Source organism: Mycobacterium sp. NBC_00419, assembly GCF_036023875.1.
Taxonomy (GTDB): domain Bacteria; phylum Actinomycetota; class Actinomycetes; order Mycobacteriales; family Mycobacteriaceae; genus Mycobacterium.
In genome coordinates this window covers 2,134,023-2,158,762 of the sequence record NZ_CP107931.1, presented here as the reverse complement: position 1 = coordinate 2,158,762, position 24,740 = coordinate 2,134,023, and the positions used below count along the sequence as shown (strand labels likewise).

27 protein-coding genes and 1 tRNA gene are annotated in these 24,740 nt (G+C 66.7%); 14 read left to right on the top strand and 14 right to left on the bottom strand.

The window, feature by feature from the left end; genetic code table 11:
• Positions 1–340 precede the first annotated feature (340 nt).
• From OG976_RS10190 to OG976_RS10170, 5 genes are read left to right on the top strand one after another with little or no spacing between them, the layout of a single operon-like run.
• Positions 341–1,225, top strand: a complete 885-nt coding sequence (locus tag OG976_RS10190; protein WP_328361375.1) for a TIGR03619 family F420-dependent LLM class oxidoreductase — start codon at positions 341–343, stop codon at positions 1,223–1,225.
• Complete coding sequence (locus tag OG976_RS10185; protein ID WP_328361372.1) at positions 1,222–2,376, top strand: sulfotransferase family protein; 1,155 nt, start codon at positions 1,222–1,224, stop codon at positions 2,374–2,376. Before OG976_RS10190 ends, OG976_RS10185 begins: the two co-directional genes overlap by 4 nt.
• A complete protein-coding gene (locus tag OG976_RS10180) occupies positions 2,366–3,724 on the top strand; it encodes a hypothetical protein (RefSeq protein WP_328361369.1) in 1,359 nt (452 codons plus the stop codon). The genes OG976_RS10185 and OG976_RS10180 overlap by 11 nt, the downstream gene beginning before the upstream one ends.
• Before the next feature lie 43 nt (positions 3,725–3,767).
• Positions 3,768–4,382: a nuclear transport factor 2 family protein gene (locus OG976_RS10175; RefSeq protein ID WP_328361366.1), complete on the top strand. Its 615-nt coding sequence runs from the start codon at positions 3,768–3,770 to the stop codon at positions 4,380–4,382.
• A 35-nt stretch (positions 4,383–4,417) separates the two neighbouring features.
• Complete coding sequence (locus OG976_RS10170; protein WP_328361363.1) at positions 4,418–5,239, top strand: SDR family NAD(P)-dependent oxidoreductase; 822 nt, start codon at positions 4,418–4,420, stop codon at positions 5,237–5,239.
• Here the strand turns inward: OG976_RS10170 and OG976_RS10165 are convergent.
• Positions 5,221–5,292, bottom strand: a tRNA-Thr gene (locus OG976_RS10165). The genes OG976_RS10170 and OG976_RS10165 overlap by 19 nt on opposite strands.
• Before the next feature lie 44 nt (positions 5,293–5,336).
• Positions 5,337–6,080, bottom strand: a complete 744-nt coding sequence (locus tag OG976_RS10160; protein WP_328361360.1) for a hypothetical protein — start codon at positions 6,078–6,080, stop codon at positions 5,337–5,339.
• A 127-nt stretch (positions 6,081–6,207) separates the two neighbouring features.
• Between OG976_RS10160 and OG976_RS10155 the strand changes: the two genes are divergently transcribed.
• Both OG976_RS10155 and OG976_RS10150 read left to right on the top strand, forming a co-directional pair.
• Positions 6,208–6,927, top strand: coding sequence for a response regulator transcription factor (locus tag OG976_RS10155; RefSeq protein WP_328361357.1), 720 nt, complete (start codon positions 6,208–6,210; stop codon positions 6,925–6,927).
• A gap of 38 nt (positions 6,928–6,965) precedes the next feature.
• A complete protein-coding gene (locus OG976_RS10150; RefSeq protein WP_328361354.1) occupies positions 6,966–8,399 on the top strand; it encodes a sensor histidine kinase in 1,434 nt (477 codons plus the stop codon).
• Positions 8,400–8,403: 4 nt separating this feature from the next.
• Here OG976_RS10150 and OG976_RS10145 read toward each other — a convergent pair whose 3' ends face one another.
• Complete coding sequence (locus OG976_RS10145; protein ID WP_328361351.1) at positions 8,404–8,808, bottom strand: HIT family protein; 405 nt, start codon at positions 8,806–8,808, stop codon at positions 8,404–8,406.
• 117 nt (positions 8,809–8,925) lie between these two features.
• Here OG976_RS10145 and OG976_RS10140 point away from each other — a divergent pair, with 117 nt between their 5' ends.
• Together OG976_RS10140 and OG976_RS10135 are read left to right on the top strand one after the other, a co-directional pair.
• The gene (locus tag OG976_RS10140; protein WP_328361348.1) at positions 8,926–10,155 is read left to right on the top strand and encodes a glycosyltransferase; all 1,230 of its coding nucleotides are present in this window, start codon (positions 8,926–8,928) and stop codon (positions 10,153–10,155) included.
• Complete coding sequence (locus tag OG976_RS10135; protein ID WP_328361345.1) at positions 10,152–12,140, top strand: glycosyltransferase family 39 protein; 1,989 nt, start codon at positions 10,152–10,154, stop codon at positions 12,138–12,140. Before OG976_RS10140 ends, OG976_RS10135 begins: the two co-directional genes overlap by 4 nt.
• 1 nt (position 12,141) lies before the next feature.
• Here the strand turns inward: OG976_RS10135 and OG976_RS10130 are convergent, their stop codons facing one another.
• The 9 genes from OG976_RS10130 to OG976_RS10090 form a co-directional block, all read right to left on the bottom strand.
• On the bottom strand, positions 12,142–13,011 hold the full coding sequence (locus tag OG976_RS10130) for an SDR family NAD(P)-dependent oxidoreductase (protein WP_328361342.1): 870 nt from the start codon (positions 13,009–13,011) through the stop codon (positions 12,142–12,144).
• Entirely contained in the window at positions 13,004–13,441 is a 438-nt protein-coding gene (locus OG976_RS10125; protein ID WP_328361339.1) for a nuclear transport factor 2 family protein, read from the bottom strand. The genes OG976_RS10130 and OG976_RS10125 overlap by 8 nt, the downstream gene beginning before the upstream one ends.
• A gap of 11 nt (positions 13,442–13,452) precedes the next feature.
• The gene (locus OG976_RS10120) at positions 13,453–14,583 is read right to left on the bottom strand and encodes an NDMA-dependent alcohol dehydrogenase (protein ID WP_328361336.1); all 1,131 of its coding nucleotides are present in this window, start codon (positions 14,581–14,583) and stop codon (positions 13,453–13,455) included.
• A 168-nt stretch (positions 14,584–14,751) separates the two neighbouring features.
• Positions 14,752–15,297, bottom strand: coding sequence for a nuclear transport factor 2 family protein (locus OG976_RS10115; RefSeq protein ID WP_328361334.1), 546 nt, complete (start codon positions 15,295–15,297; stop codon positions 14,752–14,754).
• 2 nt (positions 15,298–15,299) lie between these two features.
• Entirely contained in the window at positions 15,300–15,506 is a 207-nt protein-coding gene (locus tag OG976_RS10110; RefSeq protein WP_167097472.1) for a ferredoxin, read from the bottom strand.
• Between the two features lie 10 nt (positions 15,507–15,516).
• Positions 15,517–16,878: a cytochrome P450 gene (locus OG976_RS10105; protein ID WP_328361329.1), complete on the bottom strand. Its 1,362-nt coding sequence runs from the start codon at positions 16,876–16,878 to the stop codon at positions 15,517–15,519.
• Positions 16,875–17,693, bottom strand: a complete 819-nt coding sequence (locus OG976_RS10100; protein WP_328361326.1) for an SDR family oxidoreductase — start codon at positions 17,691–17,693, stop codon at positions 16,875–16,877. Before OG976_RS10100 ends, OG976_RS10105 begins: the two co-directional genes overlap by 4 nt.
• Entirely contained in the window at positions 17,693–18,907 is a 1,215-nt protein-coding gene (locus OG976_RS10095) for a cytochrome P450 (protein ID WP_328361323.1), read from the bottom strand. The genes OG976_RS10100 and OG976_RS10095 overlap by 1 nt, the downstream gene beginning before the upstream one ends.
• Positions 18,907–19,500, bottom strand: coding sequence for a TetR family transcriptional regulator (locus OG976_RS10090; protein WP_328361320.1), 594 nt, complete (start codon positions 19,498–19,500; stop codon positions 18,907–18,909). The genes OG976_RS10095 and OG976_RS10090 overlap by 1 nt, the downstream gene beginning before the upstream one ends.
• A 174-nt stretch (positions 19,501–19,674) precedes the next feature.
• On the opposite strand from OG976_RS10090, the gene OG976_RS10085 reads away from it, so the two are divergent.
• From OG976_RS10085 to OG976_RS10065, 5 genes are all read left to right on the top strand, one after another.
• On the top strand, positions 19,675–21,141 hold the full coding sequence (locus tag OG976_RS10085; RefSeq protein WP_328361317.1) for an aldehyde dehydrogenase: 1,467 nt from the start codon (positions 19,675–19,677) through the stop codon (positions 21,139–21,141).
• Between the two features lie 81 nt (positions 21,142–21,222).
• Positions 21,223–21,972 (top strand): SDR family oxidoreductase, encoded by a 750-nt coding sequence (locus tag OG976_RS10080; protein WP_328361314.1) that lies wholly within the window; start codon positions 21,223–21,225, stop codon positions 21,970–21,972.
• Between the two features lie 40 nt (positions 21,973–22,012).
• Positions 22,013–22,861: an NAD(P)-dependent oxidoreductase gene (locus OG976_RS10075; protein WP_328363363.1), complete on the top strand. Its 849-nt coding sequence runs from the start codon at positions 22,013–22,015 to the stop codon at positions 22,859–22,861.
• Between the two features lie 2 nt (positions 22,862–22,863).
• Complete coding sequence (locus OG976_RS10070; RefSeq protein WP_328361311.1) at positions 22,864–23,304, top strand: carboxymuconolactone decarboxylase family protein; 441 nt, start codon at positions 22,864–22,866, stop codon at positions 23,302–23,304.
• Positions 23,305–23,462: 158 nt separating this feature from the next.
• Positions 23,463–23,726 (top strand): hypothetical protein, encoded by a 264-nt coding sequence (locus OG976_RS10065; RefSeq protein WP_328361308.1) that lies wholly within the window; start codon positions 23,463–23,465, stop codon positions 23,724–23,726.
• Here the strand turns inward: OG976_RS10065 and OG976_RS10060 are convergent.
• Positions 23,683–24,324 (bottom strand): TetR/AcrR family transcriptional regulator, encoded by a 642-nt coding sequence (locus OG976_RS10060; RefSeq protein WP_328361305.1) that lies wholly within the window; start codon positions 24,322–24,324, stop codon positions 23,683–23,685. The two genes, OG976_RS10065 and OG976_RS10060, sit on opposite strands and share 44 nt — an antisense overlap.
• Position 24,325: 1 nt before the next feature.
• Entirely contained in the window at positions 24,326–24,724 is a 399-nt protein-coding gene (locus OG976_RS10055) for a hypothetical protein (RefSeq protein WP_328361302.1), read from the bottom strand.
• Positions 24,725–24,740 lie beyond the last annotated feature (16 nt).

Below are 24,740 nucleotides of genomic sequence, written 5' to 3'. Positions count from 1 at the left end.
GACTGCGATAACGGTGGCTAACGCAGCCCGATGAGGGCGGCCGCCATTACTACGGCGGTAATGCCCATGACCAGACCGGTGCTCACAAGAGCCATTGTCTGGGCGTGGCCGCCGGTGCGTCAGGGCAGCGACGAGGTGTTCATCCAACGGCCAACTGCAGGCCACCGAGGTGGTCGGCAAAGCGGTGCGTGCCGAGCCGGACATCTGTGCGGATTCATGCTCCTGCCGGTTCGTCATTGCGTCGGGATAGGACCCTTGCCCAGCTCGTGGGACACCGCTAATCTGAACAAGTGTCCGGAAAACGCATCGTGGCACACGTCGACGTAGACAAGTGGGTTTGATGCGCTTCACCTTCTCGGATTCGATGACGCGGACGGAATACCTGCCGCGACTCGCGGTAGCGGCCGAGGCGGCCGGCTATGACGGATTCGCGATCCCGGACTCGATCGGCTACCCCGAGCGGTCCGACGCGGTCTACCCCTACACGGCTGACGGCGACCGCAGCTTCCTCGAAGGCAAGGAGTTCATCGAACCCTTCGTGCTCGCGGGCTATCTGGGCGCGCTCACCGAACGCATCAGGTTCAACACCTTCGTGGTGAAGTTCCCGGTGCGCTCCCCGGTACTCGCCGCAAAGGAGGCGTTCTCGGTCGCCGCACTGACCGGCAACCGACTGGGCTTGGGCATCGGCATCGGCAGCAGCCCCTACCCCGACGACTATCTGATGGCCGGTGTCGACCCGGCCCATAAGGGCGCCCGGCTCGACGAGGCGATCGAGGTCTTCCGCGGGCTGGAGTCCGGGGCGTTCTTCTCCCACCACGGCCGGTTCTATGACGTCCCATCGATGAAGGTCTGCCCGGTGCCGACCACCCCGATCCCATTGCTGATCGGTGGTCATTCCGACGCCGCGCTGCGCCGGGCCGCCACCAAGGCCAACGGATGGATGCACGCAGGCGGCCCCAACGACGTCCTGGCGGCGATCCTGGGCAAACTGCAGGCCTATCGGGCCGAGGCGGGAAAATCTCACGAGCCCTTCGAGATTCACGCAGCCAGCCCCGACGGCCGCACCGTCGACGGGTGCAAGCGGCTGGCGGACATGGGTGTCACCGACGTCATCGTCGGCTTCCGCAACCCCTACATCACGGGTGAGGATCGGCAACCGCTGGAGGACAAGCTGGCCCGGTTGCGACGATTCGCTGACGAGGTCATCAGCAAGGTCCGCTCTTGAGGGACGTCATGAAGAACGTCTTCTATTTCGACTGGCGCAGCTGGTGGACGCTGGTCCGGCTGATCCGCGAGGAACCCGACGCCGGGCGTCGTCGTAAGCAGTACCGCACGCTGTGCCTCGTCGTACCGGCGCTGGCGGTGCTGCACACGGTGACGTTCGCGCTCGACCCGATCGTCTTTCCGGCTCTGCGCCGCAGCGAGATTCGCACACCCGTCTTCGTGGTGGGTCACGCCCGAAGCGGCACCACTTATCTGCACCGGATGATGGCCAACGACCCCCGCTTCTCCTACGTGCTGTTGTGGGAGATGTTCTTTCCCTCGCTCATCGAGAAGAAGGTGCTGCGGGCCGTCCTGCAGTGGGATCGGCGTCTCGGCGGTCACCTGCGCAAGCGCCTCGACATCGTCGATGCGCGGATGTTCGCCAAGAGCAACACCGTCCACGAGTCCGGGTTGTTCGCCCCGGAGGAGGACGAATTCCTGCTGACGACGTCGTGCGCCTCGGGATTCTGGGTGTTGCAGTATCCGCAAGCCCAGCATCTGGACTTCTACTACGTCGACGACCGCTGGCCCGACCGCAAGCGCCGGCGGGCCCTGCAGTTCTACCGGGAGTGTGTGCGCCGTCAACTGGTCCTCAACGGCCCTGACGTCATTCACCTGTCGAAGGCGCCGATTCACTGCGGCAGGGTGCAGAGCCTCATCGACACCTTCCCGGACGCCAGATTCGTGGTTCCGGTGCGTAATCCGTACGAGACGATTCCCAGCTTCCTCAAGCTCATGCAGTTCGCCTGGTCGGCGCGCAAGCGTTCGGAGGCCGACATGCGGGAGTCGTTCGCGTCGTTCGTCGAGTCGTCCTATCACTACTACCAACATCCGCTGGACGTCCTGGACGCTCATCCGGAGGTGCCCAGTGTGATCCTGAACTACGCCGATCTAGTGACCGATCCCGCCGCAACGATGCGGCGGCTGTACGACGAGATCGGACTCGACATGGTGCCCGAGCAGGCCAGGGCGCTGGCCAACGAGAAGGGCCGCGAGTACCGGTCGGGGCACACCTACAGCCTCGAGGAATTCGGACTCCAAGCCGACGGGATCCGGACCCGCCTGGCACCGCTGTTTGATCGGTTCGGTTGGGAGGCAGACCGTGTCGGCTGATCCGTCGGGGGAGTTGCGTGCGGCATGGGATGACATGATCGAACGGCTGGGCCGGGCCCGGGATGCCCTCGAGGCGCCGGAGTTGCATGCCCCGCCGCAGTCCGGGCCGCGCGATCTGGCCGAGGGGTACCGCTACCTGCTCGGCTTCGTGCACTCGGCGGTCGAGCGGGCGTTCTTCGGTGACCCCGAGTTCCCCTACTTCCGCCGCAGTATCCAGGTGCTGGACAAGGCCACCATCGACAACGCCGACGCGATGTACCTCTCGGCCCCCATCGACGGCCGCTTCACCTACCGGATCACCGGCCGGGTGGCCGACAGCCGCCACTGGGGTGGCGGGCCGTCGGCGCCGTCGGGTCCCATTGCGCCGCAATACCTCATCGTCGAAGCCCATACCGGTTACGCCGGTGACAGCGGCGACCTGGCCGAGTTGCAGCCGGGCGTTCGGGGCAACACCGGCAAGCTGGACTCCGCTGAGTTGGCGGTCGGGGAGGACGGCCGGTTCGAGATCATCCTGGCTCCCGAGCGGCCGGTGGACTTCACTGGCAATTTCATCTCCACCCGACGTGTGTCCCAGCGCAGCGGCAAGACCTTCCACGCGGAATTCGTCACTGCGCGAGCGCTGTATCACGATTGGGAGCGCGAGCAGGCCCCCGAACTTTTGATCGCGCGCCTCGACAAGATCGGCGCGCACCCGCCGGCACTGGATGCCACGACAGCGGCGAACGCTCTGCGCCGCGTCGGTGAGATCGTCGACAACCAGACCAGGTTCTGGAACACGTTCTACGACGTGGTGTTGGAGGCGCACGGCGACAGCAACGGTGACGGCCAGACGTTCATGCCGCGCAACGATTTCAACGCGCCAGCCGGGGCGTCGCTGGCCACCGGAGGCGGGCAGAGCACCAACGTCTACTCCGGCGGCATGTACGACCTGGGGCCCGACGAGGTACTGCTCGTGGACACCGAGGTGTTCGAGCCACCGGCCTACATGGGTTTTCACCTTGCCAACCTCTGGGGCGAATCGCACGACTACGCCAACCACGTCAGCAGTCTCAACGGCGTTCAGGCCCGCCGCGACCAGGACGGTCACTATCGCTACGTCGTCGCCCACCGCGACCCCGGTGTGCCCAACTGGCTGGACACCACCGGGCTGCCGATCGGCTTCATGACCATGCGCTGGACTTATCCCGCTCCCACGCAACGACTTCCGGCGGTAGCGGTGCACAAGCTGCCGTTCGGCGAACTCGGCGAGCACCTACCCGCGTCGACCCCGCGGGTGTCACCCGATGAGCGCCGCGAACAGATTCGCATTCGTGCCGAACATGTCCAGCGCCGATACCGGCAGTACTAAAAACAACTGAATATCAACAGTTTCCGCAGATGAAAGGAAGATGATGAGCGAGACGTTCACCCGGGCCGAGATCAAGGGTTTCTGGGCGGAGTGGCTGGAGGCCAACCGGGAAGCCGAGCGGGCCGGTGACTGGGGCGGCATGGCTGACCTCTACCTCGAAGACGCCACCTACGGCTGGATGTTCACCCCCGACGAACACTTCATGGCCATCGGTCGTGACGAGATCCGAAAATGGGCGCTCGGGACCGAGATGTCGGGCCTGGACGGCTGGCATTACGACTACATGGCGACCGTGATGGACGAGGAGAACGCCATGATCGTCGGCTTCTGGCGGCAGATGTCCGGTGTCCCCGACGAGGACGGCAAGGAGTACGAGATCCGCGGCATCGGCGGCAGTTGGTTCGGCGTGGCCCGCGACAAGACGGACGGCAAGATCCGCATCGAGTGGCAGCGCGACTGGTTCGATCTCGGGTCGACCGCCCATACCTTCATCGCGGTCGCCAAGTCCGGCAAGGCACCCAAGCCGTTCCTGGACCGGATCGGTATCCCCATGATGGACATGCCGGGCCGCTACAACTACGCGGATCTGCCGTCGACGCTGTGGCCGCCACCGGTCGCCGCGGGCCGCTACATCACCCAGAAGCCACTGGAGAGGTAGTGCCGGCACAACCGCTTTCGGGCAAGGTGGCCCTGGTGACCGGTGCGAGCCGGGGGATCGGGGCCGCCATCGCCAGGAGGTTCGCCGCCGAGGGCGCCACCGTCGCCGTCGCCGCGCGCAGTCTGGACGAGCCCGCGCAGGGCGATGTGGGGGGCACACTTGCGCAGACGGTCGCTCAGATCGAGGCGGCCGGCGGACGCGCGGCGGCCTATCGGGTGGACCTCACCTCCCCGGAGTCGCGGGCCGAGATGCACGAACGTGTCGTTGCCGAGCTGGGGCCCGTCGACGTCCTGGTCAACAACGCGGCCACGTCGCTGTTCGCCCCGTTCACCACCATCTCCGAGAAACGGCTGGGGCTGATCATGACGATCAACTTCGTCGCCCCATTCGACCTCTGTCAGAGGGTGATTCCGGCGATGCAGGAGCGGGGCGGGGGCACCATCCTGAACCTCACCTCGCTGTCCGGGGATATCCCGACGACACCCCCGCCCGATCCGATCTATCACCTGCAGGGCACTGCCTACGGACCCTCGAAGGCGGCACTGAATCGCCTCAGCGAGGGGCTTGCGTCGGAGTATTACGCGGACTCGATCGTGGTCAATGCGCTGGCGCCGCGCAAGGCTGTGCTCACCGAAGGGGTCAAGGCGACGATCGCGCGCGACGCCGTAGCCGCGGAAGGCGTGCTCGAACCGGTTGAGGCGATGGCCGAGGCCGCACTGGCGCTGTGCACCAGTCACCGCGACGGCCTCAACGGTGGTGTGTACAAATCGCTGCCGCTTCTGGAGAAGCTCGGCCGTGCGGTCCGCACACTTGACGGCCGGAAACTGCTGGAGGTCGGAGCCCCCTGTCAGGATTGAACTGACGACCTACGCTTTACAAGAGCGTTGCTCTACCACTGAGCTAAGGAGGCGTGGCGGGCCCAGTTGGCCCCGCGCCGCCTAACAGACTATCGGGTCACGACTCGTCGTCGTCGTGGACCAAGCGGTCGCTGCGGACGCGTTCTGAGGACACCGGGCGCGGCGGGCTATAGCGCCGGCGACCCGGGATCGGGATCCGATCGGCGATGTTGCTCAACGGGTTGACCACCAGGCTCAGCGTGGTCACCGCCTCGCGCAGCGTCTCGATGGTCGGCGCCAGCGCCTCCAGTCCGGGGGTCAGCCGGTTGAGGGTGTCGGCGACGTCGGCCAGCTGCTCCAGCGGCCCGTTGCGGGCGGTCAGCTTGTCGATGAGCCCGTCCTCGGCCAGCAGCCGGTCGGCCAACCCCTCCTCGCCCAGCACCCGCTCGAACAGGCCGTCCTCGTCGAGAAGCTGGTCCACCAGGCCGCCGGGCGCCAGCGCCCGCTCGAGGCCACCGCCCTCGGCGGTCAACCGGTCCAGGACACCGTCCGGGGCCGTGATCCGGTCGATCAGCCCGCCCGGGCGCATCAGCCGGTCTAACGGACCGTCGGGTGCCAGGGCGCGACCCAGGGGAGCGTCGTCATCGAGCAGCTGCGCGATCTTGTTGGCGCGGGACACCGCGTCCTCGAGCCCGAACATCTGGGCCACCGAGTTCGGGGAGGCCGGCATGCCCGCCTCGCCCAGAGTGCGTCTGGTGAGGTCAAGGCCGGCCCTGGCGACGTCCAGCCCGGCCTCCGCGGCGGCCAGGCCGACCCGAACCGGAGTGGTAGCCATCCCAACCAGCGCCTTCGCCAGGTCCATCAGGCAAGTGTATGGGCGTCCGGATGGCGTTACCGGCGGTATCGCGGAAGTGCCCGCGACACGACTCACAGGAAGCTCACAGTGCCCTGGCAGCTTGAATTCATCATCGTAGGAGGAAATTGACAGCATGGCCGCTCCCGCATTACCTGACAGCAAGCCCGAGGCACGAGTCCTCGTAGTCGACGACGAGACGAACATCGTCGAACTGCTCTCGGTGAGCCTGAAGTTCCAGGGCTTCGAGGTCCACACCGCCTCCAGCGGGCCCGCCGCGCTGGACCGCGCGCGAGAGGTCCGCCCCGACGCGGTGATCCTCGACGTGATGATGCCCGGCATGGACGGCTTCGGTGTGCTGCGGCGACTGCGGGCCGACGGCATCGACGCACCGGCGCTGTTTCTCACTGCACGCGACAGCCTGCAGGACAAGATCGCCGGGCTCACCCTCGGCGGCGACGATTACGTCACCAAGCCCTTCAGCCTCGAAGAGGTCGTCGCCCGGTTGCGGGTCATCCTGCGCCGGGCAGGCAAGGGTGTGGAGGAGCCGCGAAACTCCCGGCTGGTGTTCGCCGACATCGAACTCGACGAGGACACCCACGAGGTGTGGAAGGCCGGCGAACCCGTCTCGCTGTCGCCGACCGAGTTCACCTTGCTGCGCTACTTCGTCATCAACGCCGGCACCGTGTTGAGCAAGCCGAAGATTCTCGACCACGTCTGGCGCTACGACTTCGGTGGCGACGTCAACGTCGTCGAGTCTTACGTGTCCTACCTGCGCCGCAAGATCGACACCGGCGACAAGCGGCTGCTGCACACGCTGCGTGGCGTGGGATACGTCCTGCGGGAGCCGCGATAATCCGGCGCAGCGCGCTACCGCGCGCCGACAATACGACGATGCCGTCCGCCTATCGCCGAGCGCTGCCACTGAGGGTCAGCCTGGTCGCGGCGATGCTGCTGTTGGTCGGCCTCGGATTGTTGGCCTCCGGCGTCGCGGTCACCTCCACGTTGCGTCACGACCTCATCGACCGCGCCGACCAGACGCTGATCGACGCCTCCCGCGGCTGGGCACAGGCCCCGCGGCGCAACATGCCGCCCCCCGACGAAGGCCCCAACCCGGCTCGCCCGCCGTCGAACTTCTACGTCCGCGGCGTCGACGCCGACGGCAACGTGTGGATGGCCGTCAACGACCGTGACGCCGAACCCGCACTGCCCGACGACAACAACGTCGGGCCCGTTCCGGTGACCATCGGCTCGCTGGACGGCTCGGCAGTGCAGTGGCGCGCGGTGTCCGTTCGCGGGCCCAGCGGCGAGCTGACCACCGTCGCGATCGACCTGTCCGACGTGCAGTCCACCGTCCGTTCGCTGGCCTGGTCACAGGTCGCCATCGGCACGGCTGTGCTGGTGATTCTCGGCGTGGTGGGCTACTGGGTGGTGCACCGCAGCCTGCGTCCGCTGGTGGAGGTCGAGCGTACTGCCGCGGCGATCGCCGCCGGAGAGCTGGATCGCCGTGTGCCAGAACGGGATCCGCGAACCGAAGTTGGCCGGCTGTCGTTGGCGCTCAACGGCATGCTGGCTCAGATCCAGAGCGCGATGGCGTCCTCGGCGGCCTCGGCCGACCACGCACGCATGTCCGAGGAACGGATGCGGCGGTTCATCACCGACGCCAGTCACGAGTTGCGCACACCGCTGACCACGATCCGTGGCTTTGCCGAGCTGTACCGCCAGGGCGCGGCCAAGGACGTCGAGATGCTGATGTCGCGGATCGAAAGTGAATCCCGCCGGATGGGTCTGCTCGTCGACGATCTGTTGCTGCTGGCACGCCTGGATGCCCAGCGGCCGCTGGAACGCCGCCGCGTCGATCTGCTGGCACTGGCCAGCGACGCCGTGCACGACGCGCAGTCCATCGCCCCAAAGCGCACCATCACGATGGAGGTCTTCGACGGCCCCGGCATACCGGAGGTGCTCGGCGACGAGGCCCGGCTGCGCCAGGTTCTGGGCAACCTGATGGCCAACGCCCTGCAGCACACTCCCGAGTCGGCGCGGATCACCGTGCGGGTCGGTACCGCCGACGACGATGCGGTGCTCGAGGTCGCCGACGAGGGCCCCGGTATGACGCAGGAGGACGCTCAGCGGGTCTTCGAGCGGTTCTACCGCACCGACTCATCGCGCGCCCGGGCCAGCGGTGGCACCGGGCTGGGCCTGTCGATCGTCGACTCGCTGGTGTACGCCCACGGCGGCCGGGTCACCGTGACCACCGCCCCCGGCCAGGGTTGTTGCTTCCGGGTGAGTCTGCCGCGTATCGCCGACGTACCCGCACCGATCGGGTGAGGAGCTAACCCAGTTCGGCGAGTGCCGCCTTGATCCTGGCCTGCGCCTCGTCCAGCGACTCCGGCGACGGATTGCGGTCGACGTGGGCGAACCCGAAGTCGGCGAGGTCACGGGCGGGGAACACGTGCACGTGCAGGTGCGGCACTTCCAGGCCGGCGATGATCAGCCCGGCGCGCTGCGCTCCGAAGGCTGAGCACACGGCCTTGCCGATCTTCTGCGACACCGCCATCACCGAGTTGAATACGGCCGGTTCGAGGTCCTGCCACTGGTCGACCTCGGCGCGCGGCACCACCAGGGTGTGCCCGTGGGTCATCGGTTCGATCGTCAGGAAGGCGACGACGTCGTCGTCCTCGTAGACGAAACGTCCGGGCAGTTCGCGGTTGATGATCATGCTGAAGACCGACGCCATGGCGCCCAGCATAGGAGAGAGCACCGAGGTGTCTGCCGGGGAGCGCACGGCTGGCTCACAGCAAGTCCTCAGATGGGGCCCAGTGTGGTGGCAGCTGGGGGCGACAGCATCGTCGACATGACCGACACCCTGCCGGGTGAGTTGACGACTGCTCAAAACCGCCCCGCAGGGGGCGAATCCGTCCACTACGTCCTCGATATCGTCATCCCCGTCTACAACGAGGAACACGATCTGCCGGCATGCGTGCACCGGTTGCACGACTACCTGGCCGCCCAGGTGCCCTACCGGGCGCGAATTCTCATCGCGGACAACGCAAGTACCGACTCCACCCTGGCGGTGGCGCATCGACTGGCCGCCGAGCTTGCCGATGTCGCCGTGCTGCACCTGGACGCCAAAGGACGCGGTGGTGCGCTGGCGGCGGCGTGGCAGTCCTCGCCAGCCGATGTGGTGGCGTACATGGACGTCGACCTGTCAACGGATCTGTCGGCACTGATGCCGTTGGTGGCACCGCTGGTCTCCGGCCACTCCGACATCGCGATCGGCTCGCGGCTGGCGGCTTCGTCACGGGTGGTGCGCGGCATCAAACGCGAATTCATCTCCCGCGGATACAACTTGCTGCTCCGCGGGGCTTTGGGCGCCCGGTTCTCCGACGCCCAGTGCGGGTTCAAAGCCATGCGCTCCGAGGTCGCGCGCCGGCTGCTGCCGCTGGTGGTCGACACCGGCTGGTTCTTCGACACCGAACTGCTGGTGATCGCCGAGCGCGCCGGGCTGCGCATCCACGAGGTGCCCGTCGACTGGGTGGACGATGCGGACTCCCGGGTGGACATCGTGGGCACGGCGGTCGAAGACCTCCGCGGCTGTTGGCGGGTCGGGCGTGCGTTGGCCTGCGGTGCGCTGCCGCTGCGCGAGCTGCAGCATGCGCTGGGCCGCGAACCCCTGGTGCCCGGGGTGCCCCGAGGCATGGTCGGCCAGCTGCTGCGGTTCGGACTGATCGGCATCGCCAGCACCATCGCCTATGCGCTGCTGTATCTTTCGCTGCACGAAGAGCTCAAGGCCCAAGCCGCCAACCTCACGGCGCTGCTGCTGACGGCCCTGGTCAACACCGCCGCCAACCGGGCCTTCACCTTCGGCATCCGGGGCCGGGCCGGTGCCGCCCGCCATCATCTGCACGGGCTGCTGGTGTTCGGATTCGGGCTGGCGATCACCAGTGGCTCGCTATACCTACTGCATCGGTTCGACCCCACCGTGGACAAGGTCGTCGAACTGTCGGTGCTCGTGGTCGCCAACCTCATCGCGACCGTCGCCCGGTTCCTGGCTTTGCGTCAGGTGTTCGGGCGGTCCCGGTGACCGTCACCGCCGAGCCGGCACACCTGACGGACGCCGAGGAGCCCGTCGAGCGTGCCCGGGTGCCCTGGCAGCGGTGGGCGCTGGTGCTGTTGCTGGCGGGTACCGCGGTGCTCTATGTGTGGGACCTGGACCGCTCCGGTTGGGCCAATGCGTTCTATTCGGCTGCAGTGCAGGCCGGTTCGGTGTCGTGGAAGGCCTTTCTGTTCGGGTCGTCGGATGCCGCGAACTCGATCACCGTCGACAAGCCACCGTTGTCGCTGTGGCTGCCTTCGCTGGCCGTACGCGCGTTCGGGCTCAACTCGTGGAGCATCCTGGTTCCGCAGGCGTTGATGGGTGTCGCGTCGGTGGCGCTGCTGTGGGATGCGGTCCGCCGCCGCTTCGGTGAGACAGCCGGGCTGACGGCCGGTCTGGTGCTGGCGCTCACGCCCGTGGCCGTCTCGATCTTCCGCTTCAACAACCCTGACGCGCTGCTCGTCCTGCTGATGCTCACCGCCGTATGGGCGATGCTGCGTGCGCTCGACGACGGCCGGTTGCGCTGGCTGCTGCTGTGCGGCGGGTGCGTGGGTCTGGGGTATCTCACCAAGCAACTCGAAGTCGCGCTGGTGTTGCCGGCGTTGGCAATCGGCTACCTGGGCGCCGGGCCGCGGTCGCTGCTGATCCGGGTCGGACACCTGGTTGCCGCGCTGGGAGCGGCCGTCGTTGCGGCGGGGTGGTGGGTGCTGTTGGTGGAGCTGTGGCCAGCCGGTGACCGGCCGTGGATCGGTGGCACGCAGCACAACTCCATCCTCGAACTGACGTTGGGCTACAACGGTATCGGTCGCCTCAACGGCGACGAGCCCGGCAGCGTCCGGGCGCTCGGCGTGAGCTCGCCGATCCACCTCGGCGGGCGAACCGCGGCCCATCCGTGGGGCCAGCCGGGCATCGGCCGGCTCTTCGAGCAGGCCCAGATCGGCGGTATCGGATGGCTGCTGCCCGCCGCCCTTGTTCTCGCGGCAGCGATGCTGATCTGGCGGGCCCGTGCACCCCGCCGCGACCTTGCCCGCGCCGAGGTCCTGGTGTGGACGCTGTGGATGGTGACCACCGCGACGGTGTTCAGTTTCATGGCCGGAATCTTCCATCCGTACTACACCGTGGCGCTGGCCCCGTCGATCGCAGCGATCGTCGGCATCGGCACGTCGGTGTGCTGGCAGAACCGTCAGAGGCGCTGGGCTGCAGTCACATTGGCAGTCGTCGCCGGACTGAACGCACTCACGGCGTACGTGACACTCGCCGGGTACCCCGATTATCTTCCGTGGCTGCGGTGGCTGATCCTCGCCGGTGGTGTCGCCGTGGTGTGCTGGTTGGCGGGCGGCGCCCGGGGCACCGGCCGGCCGGTGCTGCGATACGTGATGCCGGCACTGGCCGCCGTGGTCGCCCTTGGCGGCCCCGTCGCCTTCAGCGTCACGACGGTCGCGCACGGCAACTCCGGTGCCCTGCCGATCGCCGGGCCGGTGCCGCATTTCGTGACCGCGATGACCAAGGGTGTCGGCCCTGCTGCGCGTGCCGAGATCACCGCCGCCAAGGGACCCGGCTTTCTGCTGCCCGCCGGGGTTCCGGGGCACACCACCACTCATCTGGTGGGCTGCTCGCTGCTGGATTCCGGTGTGCCCGATCCGCAGATCGTCGGACTCCTCAACGCGCACGCCGAGGCCTACACCTGGGTCGCGGCCACCGTCGGATCAACCTGTGCCGCAGGCTATCAGCTGTCCACCGGGCACCCGGTCATGCCGATCGGCGGATTCAACGGCACCGACCCGGCCCCGGCACCGGATCAGTTCCTCCGGTTGGCGCTGTCCAAGCGGATCCACTACTTCATCATCACCAACCCGATCCACGAGGACAAATGGGGTCACCTCGACACCAATGCCCTGATCCAGCAATGGGTTCAGCGCAATTTCACCCCGATGCGGGTGGGGCGCGTGGAGATCTATGACCTGACCCGCTAGGTCAGGTGAGCATCGCGGCGATCTCGTCGAGCGACCATGGCGGCGAGTCGTGGTGGTCGCGGTAGCCCAGCAGGCTCGGTGACGGCCGGTCGAACCGGCCGACGAAACCGCCTGCGGCGATGAAGATCTGACCCGTCACCGCGGCCGCTAGATCGCTGCACAGATAGGCGTACATCGGTGCCACATACTCCGGCGGTGCGGCGTCGAGTGCCCCTTGTGCGCTGACCTCGTCGAGCATGCCGCGCCGGCGGAGGGTGGCGATCTGCTCCTCGTACTCGGCTCCGGTGGACAGCCGGGTCTTGGCTCCCGGGCACACCACATTGGCGCGCACGCCGTGCTCGGCCAGCTCGGCGGCGATCGCCACGGTCAGGGCGTTCACCGCACCCTTACCCGCCGGGTAGCCGGTACCGCCGTAGTCGCCGAGGAACGCGAACGAACTGGTGTTCACGATCGATCCGCGGCCGCGTGCGACCATCTTCGGCGCGGCGGCCCGGCAGGTGGCGAACACAGTGCCCAGGTGTACATCGATGAGGTCGCGGAACTGCTCGGGTGTCACGTCGAGGATCGACGAACCCGGTGGCTCCGCGGTCCCCGCGCAGTTCACCAGAGCATCGATCGCGCCGAACTCGTTCTCGCACAGGGCGATGAGATGTTCGGCCACCGAACCGTCCGAGGCGGATCCGGCGTGGGCGACGGCCCGGCCGCCGGCTTCGGTGATGGCCGCCACGGTGGTGGCCACGGCGTCGGTGTCGCGGCCGTTGACCACGACACCGGCACCGCACTCGGCGAGCTTGGCCGAGATGGCGGCGCCGATCCCGCGTGACCCACCGGCGACGACGACACCGAAGCCGGCTAGCGGCCCGTCACTCACCGTCAGCGGGGGCCTGACCGAACTGCATTCCGTCCATGTTCCAGTAGCCGCGCATATTGGCGATCAGACCCTCGTCGTTGACGCGGTAGGTGAACACCCCGCGCACCGTGCTGGTCAGACCACCCTCGAACAGGCTGCGCAGCACCAGGATGTGCGCGACCTCCTGCGGCGAACTCGACGGGAACGTCTCCTCGCAGGTGACCCGCAGGTTGTTCACTGCGATGTTGGCGTCGTAGAACGCCGCGACGGCCTCCTTGCCGCGAACGCCCAGGCCATCGGGGTTGGTGATGGCCTGGCCGATCGGATCCTCGATCACCACGTCCTGGGCCATCAGCGCCAGCCAGCCCTCGCGGTCGTGCGACTGAACGCAGCGCCACGAGGCCTGGGATGCCGCCAGAGCCGGAGAAACGTCAGATGTCTTCTGCGACATGGCTACTCGGATCAGCGATCTTCGTCGGTGTAGCGGATGACGCCGCGGATGTTGCGGCCCTCCAGCATGTCCTGGTAGCCCTCGTTGATCTGCTCCAGGCGGTACTGCCGGGTCACCATGTCGTCGAGGTTGATCCTGCCCGCCTTGTACATCGACAGGATCTGCGGGATGTCGTAGTGCGGGTTGCCGCCACCGAAGATGGTGCCCTGCAGGTTCTTCTGCATCAGGGTCAGCATCGCCAGGTTCAGGGTGACGTTGGTGTCGAGCATGCTGCCGATCGCCGTCATCACGCAGGTGCCGGACTTGGCGGTGATGTTCATGTAGTTGTCGACGTCGGCGCCGTGCACCTCACCGACCGTGACGATCACCTTCTTGGCCATGAAGCCCTGGGTGACGTCGGCGATCCCGCCCATGGCCGACTCGATGTCGGGGTAGACGTGGGTGGCGCCGAACTTCAGCGCCTGATCGCGCTTCCATTCCACCGGGTCGATGACGAAGATGTGGCGGGCACCGCTGACGACCGCGCCCTGCAGCGCCGACATGCCGACGCCGCCGACACCGATGACCGCGACGTCTTCGCCGGGCTTGATCTGTGCGGTGTGGGTGGCCGAACCGTAGCCCGTGGTGACGCCGCAGCCCACCAGGCAGGCCACCTCGAACGGGATCGAGGGATCGATCTTCACCACCGAGGACTCGTGCACCACCATGTAGGGCGAGAACGTGCCCAGCAGCGTCATCGGGAAGACCGGCAGACCGTCGGCGGTGTGGATGCGGTGGGTGCCGTCTGAGATGGCCGTGCCGGCCAGCAGGCCCGCACCCAGGTCGCACAGGTTGCGCAGCCCGGCCTGACACGACGGGCATTTGCCGCAGGACGGGATGAAGGACAGCACGACGTGGTCGCCCACGGCGACGTCCTCGACACCCTCGCCGACCTCGACGACGACGCCGGCGCCCTCATGGCCGCCGAGCACCGGGAAGCCGAACATCGGGATGCCGCCGGTCACCAGATGGTGATCGGAGTGGCACATGCCCGAGGCTTCCATCTGGATCTTGACCTCGCCTTTAGCCGGGTCACCGATCTCGATTTCCTCGATCGCCCATGGCTGGTTGAACTCACGGATGAGTGCACCTTTTGTCTTCACTGCGAACCTCCACTCGCAAACCCATCCCGGTGAATTCCGAGGATGCCGGCGTGGCCGGATGGTCAATCAAGGACAAGTTAGAACGTGTTCCTGTTCTGCGGTCCATTATGACCTGTGTCACGCCCGCGGTGTACCGCGGGTCGGGATACTTGACAGGTGTCGAGAAAATTACCAGATCGGGACGGGAGCCTCGCCGATCGGGTAATAGCCCGGGAGCTTCTCGCCGGCCAGGCTGCGCTCGATGCGCTCGGACATTCCCTTGGACAGCTTGCCGTCCTGCATCAGCTTCAAATACAGCTTCTGCACGTGGCCGAAGTCGAAGAAGTCGCGCTGCCATTCGATCTTGCCCTGGGCGTCGAGCCGGAACCAGCTTCCGCCGATGCCGTAGATCTCCGAGGAGTTGCCATCGGCGTCTGTGGCGACCTGCTTCCAGAAGCCGACGACCTCGCCGATCTTGTCGTCGATGATCACCTTCTGATACGGATAACTCCAGCCGTCCAGGCCGAACATCTCCAGACCCAATGCGATGTCGCGGATCTCGTCGAGACCGACGCACATCACGTCTTCCTTCGGGCCGATGTTCCAGCCGTAGGTGGCGTCGGCGGTGTAGAAGTCAGCCAGGCCGGTCCAGTCGCCCTTTTCCTCGGCAACGCGGTTGGCCTCGAGCCAGCGCTCGATGAAATCTTCCAGCACCTCACGGGGCAATGACGGCATTGTCAGTCCTTCTCTCGAATGGATAGTGCACGGGTGGGACACATTTCGACGGCAAGCTCGATCTGCGCGCGTGCCTCGTCGGGGGGTTCGTTGTCGAGGATCTCGACCGGGCCGCGCTTGGGCACCCGGAAGTAGTCGGGTGCTTCCAGCTCACACATCGCATGCCCCTGGCACAGGTCCTCATCGAGTTCCACGCGGTAACTGCCCATCGTCTGACTCCTAGGAGGTGCGCTTGCGGTAGCGGACGCGGGCCGGGCGGGCCAGCTGGACCACCATCTTGGAGTGATCGTTCTGGTAGCTGTCCGCGTCCTGCGCCATCTCGAACTCGTACTCGCGCAACAGGACCGAGAAGATCGCCTTGATCTGCATCTGCGCGAATGCCGCACCGACACAGCGGTGCCTACCGGCGCCGAATGGAATCCACGTCCAGCGGTGCAGGACGTCGGCCTCCATCGGCTTGTCGTAGCGGGTCGGGTCGAAGCCGTCCGGATCGGGAAAGTCCTCCGGGATCCGGTTCGAGATGGACGGTGAGGCCGCCACCAGGTCACCCTGGTGGATCGGATAGCCCTCGACCTCGAACTCGCCCTTGGCCACCCGCATCAGGATGATCAGCGGGGGGTGCAGCCGCAGTGTCTCCTTGAGCACGTTCTCCAGCTTGGGAATCTGGCGCAGCGCATGGAAACTCACCTCTTGACCGTCGGAGTAGAGGTCGTCGAGTTCCTGCTGTACCTGGCCGTACACCTCGGGGTGGCGCAGCAGCTCGATCAGCGTCCACGACGAGGTTCCCGAGCTGGTGTGGTGCCCGGCGAACATCAGCGAGATGAACATGCCGGTGATCTCGTTCGCCGTGAACTGGGCGTTGCCGTCGCTGTCCTTGATCGACACCAGGACGTCGAGCAGGTCACGGTCGCTCTTGTCCTTGGGCGGGTTGGCGATCCGCTGGTCCATCACGCCCTGCACCAGCTCGACCAGTCCCGCGCGGGCCTCGTCGCGGATGCGGAAGCTCTCGATGTCCAGGTACGGGTCGACGTAGCAGAGCGGGTCGGTGCCTCGCTCGAGCAGGTGGTAGTAGTTGGCGAAGCGCGAGTCCAGCTGGTTGCGGAACTTGGGGCCGATGAGGCAGGCCGTGGAGGTGTAGATGGTCAGCTCCGCGAAGAACTCCAGCAGGTCGATTTCGCCGGAGTCGCCCCAGTTTTCGATCATCTTGCGCACTTCGCGCTCGATCGTGACGGCGTGGCCCTTCATGTGGTCACCGCGCAGTGCGGTGTTGTGCAGCATCTCCGCACGCCGCTCGGGGCTGGCGTCGAACACGACGCCCTCACCGAAGATCGGCGTCATGAACGGGTAGGCCTCGGCCTGGTCGAGATCCTCGTCGGAGGACCGGAAGAAGAACTCGTTGGCCTCGGCACCGGTCAGCAGGATGACCTTCTTGCCGGCCAACTGGAACCAGCCGACATCCCCGCACTCCTCACGGATCCGCTTCATCAGGCCGATCGGGTCGGTGCGGAACTCCTCGAGATGGCCGTGTTCCTCCTCGCCACCCGAAACGCGGGGAACTTCCTTAAGAGAGCTGCTGGTCACGATTCCTCCGAGTACTTCAGCTGTTGACGTTCCTTGGGCGCGTCGGACAACGGCGCCTCCGGTTGCACTTCGATGGACACGATGAACCCGCCGCGCGGGGTCTCGGCGACGAACGAGATCGCGCGGGCCAGATCGGCTGCGCGCAGGAAATAGTCGTGGCGGGCCTGGCCCCACTTGGCCCAGTCCTCCAAGGCCGGGCCGATCAGCTCGCCGGGAAGGCTCCAGCCCATCGAGGTCTTGGTCGGGCCGGGGTGCACGATCGACGCGCGAACGCCGGTGCCCTCCAGTTCCATCTGCAGGTTGGTGACCATCGCCACCAGGCCGGCCTTGGCCGCGCCGTAGGCGCCCATGTGCGGGCGCTGCCGCAGCGACACGTCGGAACCCACGAAGATGACGTCACCGCGCTGCCGCTCGATCATGCCGGGCAGCACCGCGTTCGCCAGCCGGAAGGCGCCGACGAGGTGGATCTGCAGCTGGGAGTCGAAGTCGTCGGGGCTGATCTCGTAGAGCCGGCCGAAGTAGGTGTCACCGGCGCCGGCCACGAGCAGTTCGATGTCACCGAGTGCCTCGGTGGCCCCGTGGACGAATCCCTTGACAGAGTCGGCATCGGTGACGTCGAGCGGAAGCGCCACGGCCTCACCGCCATTCGAGCGGATCTGCTCGACGAGCTCCTGGCACTTCTCGACGCGGCGGGCGCCGAGGGCGACGGGGAAGCCACGCGAGGCCAACTCGAGCGCGGTCGCCGCGCCGATGCCGGACGACGCACCGGCGACGAGCGCGGGCCGGCGGGCTGGGTTCGGTTCGAAACGGGGCATCAGGCCTTCTTCACGGTGATGGGCAGGTTCGCGAATCCGCGGACGTTGCTGGAGTGGACACGGACGGCGTTGGCTTCGTCGATCTCATAGGAGCGGATGCGTTTGAAGAACTCCTCCAGCGCCATCCGGGCCTCCATCCGGGCCAGATGCGCCCCGAGGCAGAAGTGCGCGCCGGACCCGAAACTGAGCAGCTTGGAACCGATGTCGCGGCCGATCTGGAAGGCGTCGGGCTCGTCGAACACCCGCTCGTCACGATGGGCGGCACCCGGCACCAGCAGCAGCACGTCACCGTCATGCAGTGTGGTGCCGTAGTACTCGATGTCCTTGACAACCGTGCGGGCCAGGATCTGGCTAGAGGTGTCGTAGCGCAGTGTCTCCTCGACCCACAGCGGAACCCGCGAGTGGTCGGCGTGGACGCCTGCCAGCTGGTCGGGATTCTTCGCGCCCCAGAAGGCGGCGTTGCCAAGCAGTTTGGTGGTCGTCTCGTTGCCGGCGACGACCATCAGGAACAGGAACGCCATGATCTCGTCGTCGGTGAGTCGGTCGCCGTCGATCTCGGCTTCGATCAGGGCGGTCGTCAGATCGTCGTGCGGCTTCTTGCGGCGCTGGGCCACCATGTCGGCGTAGTAGACGAACAGGTTGATCGAGGCCTCGATCGCGGCGGGGGGGACGTCGGCCACCCCGTCGTCGCGGTGCATCACGCCGTCGGCCAGCGCGCGCAGGTGCTGACGGTCCTCCTTGGGCACGCCGACCAGCTCCGAGATCACGTCCATCGGCAGCTTGCCGGCGAATTCGGTGATGAAGTCGAAGCTTTCGTTCTCCAGGGCGGCGTCGAGGTGCTCGGTGGTCAGCTGCAGCACCCGGGGCTCGAGCTCGCGGATGCGCCGCGGTGTGAACCCTTTCGACACCAGTGTGCGCAGGCGCAGATGGGCGGGATCGTCCATGGCCAGAAACGACATGGTGCGGTGCGCCTCGGGCGTGCGCGAGATCGGGTCCAGCGACACTCCGAGCTTGTTCGACAGCGCGGCTGTCTCACGAAAAGCTTTGTGCACGTCGGCATGCCGAGTCAGTGCCCAGAAGTTGCGTTCGTCGTTGCGGTACAGCGGCGCCTCATCACGCAGCCGCTTGTAGTACGGATACGGGTCCTCGTGGAAGTCGTAGTCGTACGGGTCGAGGACCAGCTCGACGGGTCGTTCTCCGGTCGCAGCGGGCATCAGTTGTGGTCTCCCAGAATCAAGCCGACCACATACGACATCCGGTCGGCAACTTGGTGATAGGTCAGGGTGCCGCTGCCGGCGTGCACCAGCGCGCCGTAGTACGTCATCTCCAGCGCCGAGACGATCCGCGGATCGGAGTCCGGGCCGAGCGCGGACTTGATCCGTTTGTGGATCTCGGCGCCGATACGGTCACGCGCCGGGCGCACCCCGGCTTCGTTGGACAGCACGGCGGTGGTGCACGCGACCGCCACCTCGGGTTCGTCGGCGATCACCAGAGCCAGGCTGCGCAGCGCCTGTTCGACCCGGCTGAGTCTGGTGTCATTGACATCGGTGAAGTACGGCGCCTGCTTGACCAGGTCGAGGTACACCTCGGCGATCAGGTGGTTCTTCGACGAGAAGTAGGTGTAGGCGGTTGCCGGTGCGACCTTGGCCCGCGCCGCGACCGCACGCACGGTCAGGTCGGAGTAGGACGTTTCCCGCAGCATCTCGACGCCGGCGCGCAGCACCTTGCGAAATGTCTCTTCCTGGCGGCGATTGCGCGGAACGTCAGCACCGTCCGGTGTGACGGCTACCACGGCATCGCTGGACACATGTCCAAGATATCCGTCCAGCCGGGGGATACGCAAGCGCGGGGGATGAACTACCTGTTCACGGTGCACATATCGGCTTTGGCGCTAAGGACCTTGCACCGCGACGGGGTGTGCGACTAAGGTTCGACTGACAAAATCTCGGACATGTGTCCAACGAAAAGGCGGGAGTCGCGGATGGCGATAGCGGCCGACAACAGCAGCGATCTCTTCATCGACGGGAAGTTTGTCGCGGGCGGCAACGGCAGGTATCCGACCATCAACCCGGCCACCGAAGAGGTGCTGGGCACGGCCGCTGACGCCGACGCCGAGGACATGAGCCGGGCCATCGACGCCGCGCGCCGCGCCTTCGACACCACCGACTGGTCGATCAACACCGAGCTGAGGGTGCGTGGCATCCGGCAGTTGCGCGATGCGCTCAAGGCCAACATCGAGCAGGTACGTGAGCTGACGATCGCCGAGGTGGGCGCCCCGCGGATGCTGACCTCGATGGCCCAGTTGGAGGGCCCGGTCGAGGACCTGTCGTTCAGCGCCGATACCGCCGAGGCCTACGAATGGCGCCAGGATCTCGGGGTCGCCGCCCCGATGGGCATCAAGACCCAGCGCACCATTGCCCGTGAGGCCGTTGGCGTCGTCGGTGCGATCACGCCGTGGAACTTCCCGCACCAGATCAACCTGGCCAAGCTGGGCCCCGCACTGGCGGCGGGCAACACCATCGTTCTCAAGCCCGCACCCGATACCCCCTGGTGCGCAGCGGTTCTCGGTGAGCTGATCGCCGAGCACACCGACATACCGCCCGGCGTGGTCAACATCGTCACCTCCAACGACCACTCAGTGGGCGCGCTGCTGTCCAGCGACCCGCGGGTGGACATGGTGTCGTTCACCGGATCCACCAACACCGGCCGCGCCGTGATGGCCGCCGGCGCGGCCACCATCAAGAAGGTGTTCCTGGAACTCGGCGGCAAGTCGGCGTTCCTGGTACTCGACGACGCCGATCTGGCCGGGGCGTGCTCGATGTCGGCATTCACGGCCTCGATGCACGCCGGGCAGGGCTGCGCGATCACCACCCGCCTGGTCGTCCCGCGGGCCCGCTACGACGAGGCCGTCGAGGCCGCCGCCGCGACCATGGCCGGCCTGGCTCCCGGCGATCCCAATGATCCCGGAACCATCTGCGGCCCGGTCATTTCCGAGCGACAGCGCGACCGGGTGCAGTCCTACCTCGATCTGGCGATCCAAGAGGGTGGCCGATTCGCCTGTGGTGGCGGCCGCCCTGCCGGCCGGGACAGGGGCTTCTTCATCGAGCCCACGGTCATCGCCGGACTGGACAACAATGCCCGGGTGGCGCGCGAGGAGATCTTCGGGCCGGTGCTGACGGTGATCGCTCACGACGGCGACGACGACGCCATCCGGATCGCCAACGACTCGCCGTTCGGCCTGTCGGGAACGGTGTTCAGCGCCGACCCCGAGCGTGCCCAGGCGGCTGCTGCCCGGCTGCGGGTCGGCACCGTCAACGTCAACGGCGGGGTGTGGTACTCCGCCGACGCGCCATTCGGCGGTTACAAGCAGTCCGGCGTCGGCCGGGAGATGGGATTGGCCGGTTTCGAGGAGTACCTCGAACTGAAGGTCATCGCCACAGCGGTCTAGTTACGCCGACCGGCCACTTGTGGCACGCGAATCCGCTTGATGCGTGCGCCAATTGGCCACTCGAACCGAGAGAGGAACACCATGGGACAGTTCGACCAGAAGGTGGCCATCGTCACCGGAGCAGGCGGCGGTATCGGCCAGGCCTACGCCGAGGCGCTCGCCCGCGAGGGTGCGGCCGTTGTGGTCGCCGACATCAACACCGAAGGCGCGCAGAAGGTGGCCGACGGCATCAAGGGCGAGGGCGGTACGGCGCTGGCCCTGCCTGTCGATGTCAGTGACCCGGTCTCGGCCAAGGCGATGGCCGATGCGACGCTGGCCGAGTTCGGCGGCATCGACTACCTGGTCAACAATGCCGCGATCTTCGGTGGGATGAAGCTGGACTTCCTCATCACCGTCGACTGGGACTACTACAAGAAGTTCATGAGCGTGAACCTCGACGGCGCGCTGGTGTGCACCCGTGCGGTCTACCGCAAGATGGCCAAGCGCGGCGGCGGCGCGATCATCAACCAGTCCTCGACGGCGGCATGGCTGTACTCGAACTTCTACGGGCTGGCCAAGGCCGGGGTCAACAGCCTCACCCAGCAGCTGGCCACCGAACTCGGCGGCCAGAACATCCGGATCAACGCGATCGCGCCTGGCCCGATCAACACCGAGGCCAACCGCACCACCACGCCGCAGGAGATGGTCGCCGACATCGTCAAGGGAATTCCGTTGTCGCGCATGGGTGAAGTCGACGACCTGGTGGGCATGTGTCTGTTCCTGCTGTCCGATCAGGCCAAGTGGATCACCGGCCAGATCTTCAATGTCGACGGCGGACAGATCTTCCGATGAGCGCTTGCGCGAAGAGTATCGGGCGGCGCTCGTGAGCAGTGTGAGTGACCTCAAGGTCGGCTACATCGGGTTGGGAAACCAGGGCGCACCGATGGCCAAACGGCTCGCCGGGTGGCCGGGCGGGCTCATCGTCTTCGACGTGCGGACCGAGGCCATGACGCCGCTGGCCGAACTCGGGGCCACGCTTGCCGACAGCATCGCTGACGTCGGGAAGGCCGACGTCATCGAGGTGACCGTGCTCAATGACGACCAGGTGCGCGATGTGGTGGCCCAGCTTGCCGAGCACGCCAAGCCTGGAACCGTCATCGCCATCCACTCCACGATCGAGCCGAATACGGCTGCCGAGCTCGCTGAGCAGCTGCGGCCCAGGGGCATTCACATCGTCGACGCTCCGGTCAGCGGCGGGGCAGGGGCCGCCGACAAGGGTGAGCTGGCCGTCATGGTCGGCGCGGACGACGACGCGTACGAACTCGTCAAGCCGGTCTTCAAACAGTGGGCCTCACTGGTGGTCCGCGCCGGTGAGCCGGGAGCCGGCACTCGGATGAAGCTGGCCCGCAACATGCTGACCTTCATCGGATTCGCCGCTGCCTGCGAGGCGTCCAGGCTCGCCGAGGCTTCCGGGATCGACCTGCAGAAGCTCGGCCGGGTGGTCCGGCACAGCGACGCCCAGAGCGGCGGGCCCGGCGCCATCATGGTCCGCGACGACACCGCACCGCTGGAGTCCGATCACTTCATCTACAACATGTTCATCCACACCCGCGGGCTGGCCGAGAAGGATCTGAAGTTGGCCCTCGGCCTGGGCGAAGCCACCGGCGTGGAACTGCCGCTGGCCGAGACCGCGCTACGAGACCTGGCCGCCGGGCTCGGCGTCCCCCACCCGAAGGAGTGACGATGGACGAATTGCGCCGCAAGGGCCTGGAGAAGATGAACGAGGTCTACGGCTGGGAGATGCCCGATATCGAGGGCAACCCGTACTTCGACCTGACCGTTGAGCATCTCTTCGGAAGTATCTGGACGCGACCGGGTCTGTCGATGCGCGACAAGCGGATCATGACGCTGACCGCGGTGGCCGCCCTGGGCATCGACGATCTCGCCGAGATCCAGTCCAACGCCGCGTTGCACAACGACGAACTCACCGCCGACGAACTCAAGGAGATGGCGATCTTCTTGACCCACTACCTCGGCTTCCCGCTGGGCTCGAAGTTCGACGGGGCGGTGGGCCGCGTCGTTGCCAAGCGCGCCAAGGCCGCCGAAAAGGGCGAGGGCGAGAACAAGAAGGCCAACGTCAACGCCGCGGTCAAGATGCACAGCGGCAAGAATCTCGAGGACTGAGACCGACGTTAGATAACACCACGTCGGTTAAGGCAACGGTAAGGAAACGCCCAGATCGCAAACCTTTATCGGGCCGTGTCCTAAATGTGACATCTGTAGACCACTGTTACCAAAGTGAAATGGAGACCTATCCGGTCTCGTGACGGTAGGAGTGGCGGATGACTTCACTGGCGTATGACTCGTGGACTTGCCCGACCATGCTCAGCCTCTGGGAAGAGCCACCCACCAAGCGTTCCAATGTCGTTCAGCGCGTGTCGAACTGGGTCGGCTTCGTCGACACCACGGTCCGGATGTCCTATCCGCTGGTGGCCACCGCGGCGGTCATCTTCGCCGTGTTGATGTGGCCCGCAGAGTCGGCGCCGTCGCACCCGGCCACCGTCAACGCGACGACGCCGAGTTCCGCCCCACTACCGCAGCCGTAGACGCGCCGCGGGTCAATGCCCCGCCGATCCAGCGGCGCAGGTATCGCCGCAACTGCGCGCCGTGGCGAGGCGGGCGCCCGGGATCGAGGGTGAACGACTGGATGGTCCTGAGCAGATGCTCGGCCAGTTCAGTCAGATCCTCATCGCCGAATCCCGCTGCGGCCCAATCGACGTCGAAACGGCCCAGCATCGACACACCGAATGCCAGTGCGATGTCGGAGGTGATCTCCGCGCTGAACGCACCCGCGCGTTCGGGCCCCAGCAGCAGGCCCATGTGCTTGTCCTGGGGCAGTGCCTCCACCGCCGTCGCAATCGCTTCGGTCACCGCCTCGGCCGGATCGGTCATGCCGGCCACGCATGCTGCGATCCGGTCCAGGAATCCGGTGGTGGCCTGCATGGCCGCGGCCTGCAGCAGCGCGTCGGTGCTGGGGAAGTAGCGGTACACGGTTTGGCGGGTGACGCCCAGGGTGCGTGCGACGTCGGCGATGCTCAGATCGGCGCCGTGGGTGTCGATGGCCTTGTTCGCGGCCGCCAGGATCCGCGCGACGGCCTCGTCATCGGTGGCCGGTGCCGATCCGGACCAGCCGTGGGTGCGCACCTCAGCCGCCCACTGCCGCCGAGTAGCCCACCACGCCGAAGAACAGCACGAGGATGCACAAGCCAAGGGTTCCCACGGCGAACGGCCAGGCGCGCTTGCGCCGGGTGAGCGCGATGATGGTCACGATCATGCCGGCCAGGCCGACCACGGCGGCCACGCCGAGCGCCGTCACCACGGCCGTGACGGCGCCTTCTGCGCTGCACGTCGCCGGCGGGCAGTAGTCGAGGAAGGCCAGCGAGAAGATCCCGAGAAACACCGCCGCCGCGCCCATCAGGATCGTGACCACCATGACGATGATCGAGATCGTCACGTCTGTGGTGGACCGTTGCGGCGCGGCAGGCGGGGGATACCCCGGGTACGGCGGGTAACCGGGAGGAGGCGGATAGCCGGGATAGCCCATGACCGGGCATCGTATC